The following is a 2,373-nucleotide window of genomic DNA, read 5'->3' as shown; positions in this document are numbered from 1 at the left end:
ACCAGCTCAGCCGCGCTTGATCCGCTCGAACGCCGCCAGGGCCTCCTCGCGGCTGGCCTTCAGGTCGACCACCGGCCTGGGGTAGTCACGGCCGAGGCGCACGCCGGCGTCACGGAGCACGCCCTCCGGCGCGGCCCACGGGGCATGGCGATGGCGTGGCGGCAGCGCCGCCAGCGCCGGCAGCCACCGTGCGACATAGTCCCCCTCGGGGTCGAAGCGTTCGCCCTGGCGGACCGGGTTGAAGATGCGGAAGTAAGGGGCGGCGTCGGCGCCGCTGCCCGCCACCCACTGCCAGCCGAGGCTGTTGCTGGCGAGGTCGGCGTCCACGAGTGTGTCCCAGAACCAGCGTTCGCCGGCCTGCCAGGGCAGCCGCAGGTTCTTGACCAGCAGCGAGCCGGCGATCATGCGCACGCGGTTGTGCATCCAGCCGGTCGCCCAGAGCTCGTGCATGCCTGCGTCGACGATGGGGAAACCGGTGCGGCCCGCCTGCCAGGCCCGTAGCAGCCGGTCGCCGGGATCCGCCCGCCAGGGGAAGGCCGCGAAGCGCGGGTTGAGCGGCGCGTCGGGCAGGTCCGGGTGGTGGAAGAGGACGTGGTGCGCGAATTCCCGCCAGCCGATCTCGGCGAGGAATGCCTCCGCCGCTTCGCCGTGGCCGTCATCCGCGTTGCGGACCGCCGACCAGATCTGGCGGGGGCTGATGCCGCCGTGGTGGAGATGGGGCGAGAGCCCGGAGGTGCCCGGCTCGCCCGGGTAATCCCGGGCACGCCCGTAGTCCCCGAGGGCGTGCCGGGTGAAGTGCGCCAGCCGTTCCCGGGCGCCGGCCTCGCCGGGCCGCCAGCGCCCGGCCAGGCCACCGTCCCAGCGTATCCGTGGCAGCAGCCCCAGTGTCGTCAGCGGCTCGCCGGTCGGGAGCGTCGTTGGGGCCGCGAGTTCGGGGACGGGCAGCGGGGCATCGGGCTCGCCGCCGCGGCGGGCGGCGCGCCAGAACGGGGTGAACGCGCGGTAGTCCGAGCCCTGGCCGGTCTTCACCGTCCAGGGCTCGTGAAGCAGCGCGGCCTTGTGGCTGTGGACGGCGATCCCGTCCGCCTGCAGCGCCTGCTTGACGGTGCGGTCACGGGCCACCGGTGCCGGGTCGTAGAGGCGGTTCCAGTGCACCGCCGATGCCCCGGTCTCGCGGACGAGGGCGCGCAGCGTCTCCAGGGCCGGTCCCCGGCGGATCACCAGCCGCAGGCCGTGTCCGCGCAGCGACTCGTCGAGCGACGCCAGGGCGTGGTGCCGCCACCAGCGGCTGGCCGCCCCGGGGCGCCAGTCGCCGTCGGCGTCCGGGTCGTGGATGTAGACGGGGCAGACCGGCCCGGCCTCCGCGGCGGCGGACAGCGCCGGGTTGTCCGCCAGGCGCAGATCGCGTCGGAACCAGACGATCACCGGGGTCACGGATGCATCAGCTCGCGCAGGTGGGCCAGGCCCTCCTCGGGACGGTTGCCGAGGGGGTGGGCGCCGCCATCGGACAGCGCATCCGAGACGCGCTCGGCGGCGTCGCCGCCGACGGCAACCGGGCAGGGCAGCGTTTCCGCAAGCGCGGCAACCGCCTGTACCACGTCATCCGCCGGTGCGTGTTCGCCCACCAGCAGCACCGCCCGCGCGTCCGTGCGCCGCACCACTTCGACGAGTGGTGCCACCGGCGTGTCCGCGCCGAGCAGCACCACGCGGTAGCCGCTGGCCAGGGCCGAGAGCGCGAACAGCATCAGCGATGTCTCGGCGCACTCCCCGGGCAGACCGGCGACGATCACGCGGGCGCCGCGTGCCTGGCCGGCCTGATGATGGAGCCGGGCGCCGAGTTTGTTACGGATGAACGCCCGGAAGAAGCGTTCCTCCGCCACGGTCACCGCCTCGCGCCCGTCCCGGTGCAGGCCGAGCTCAGCGAGCAGGGGCTGGAGCAGCTCGCGGGTGACCAGGTTGACCGGGTACAGCGAGAGTGCCTCGTTGTACGTCCCCTCCAGGGCAGCGGCGTCGAAACGGGCGATCGAGCGCCGCATGCGCTCACGATAGTCCTCCCACGGGCCGGCTGCGCCGGTCTCGGCCTGCATGGGTACGGGCGCCTCATCACTGTCGAGCAGTCGGCGGGTCTGGCCGATGGGGATGCCCTGGTCCAGGAGCTGGAGGATGTGCTGGATCCGCTCGATGTCCGCCTCGGCGTAGAGCCGGTGGCCCTTGGGTGTGCGCTGTGGCCGGATCAGTCCGTAGCGGCGTTCCCAGGCGCGCAGCGTCACGGGATTGACCCCGGTGAGCGCGGAGACCGTACGGATCGGGTACAGACCCTCGCCGGTACGTTCGACGGCGGATTGTTGCGGCTCCGTTTGTGACATGCGTACT

The 2,373-nt window shown here is 73.2% G+C and carries 2 protein-coding genes; both read right to left on the bottom strand.

Annotated elements, in window-relative coordinates; translation table 11 throughout:
• Positions 1–6 precede the first annotated feature (6 nt).
• Positions 7–1,434: a deoxyribodipyrimidine photo-lyase gene (locus G7A99_RS18195; RefSeq protein WP_163142832.1), complete on the bottom strand. Its 1,428-nt coding sequence runs from the start codon at positions 1,432–1,434 to the stop codon at positions 7–9.
• Positions 1,431–2,366: a MerR family transcriptional regulator gene (locus G7A99_RS18190; protein WP_018716460.1), complete on the bottom strand. Its 936-nt coding sequence runs from the start codon at positions 2,364–2,366 to the stop codon at positions 1,431–1,433. The genes G7A99_RS18195 and G7A99_RS18190 overlap by 4 nt, the downstream gene beginning before the upstream one ends.
• Between the last annotated feature and the right edge of the window lie 7 nt (positions 2,367–2,373).

It is taken from the genome of Arhodomonas sp. KWT, assembly GCF_010993615.1.
Note: the sequence above shows the minus strand (reverse complement) of the source record. Positions and strands in the feature narration are given on the sequence as shown.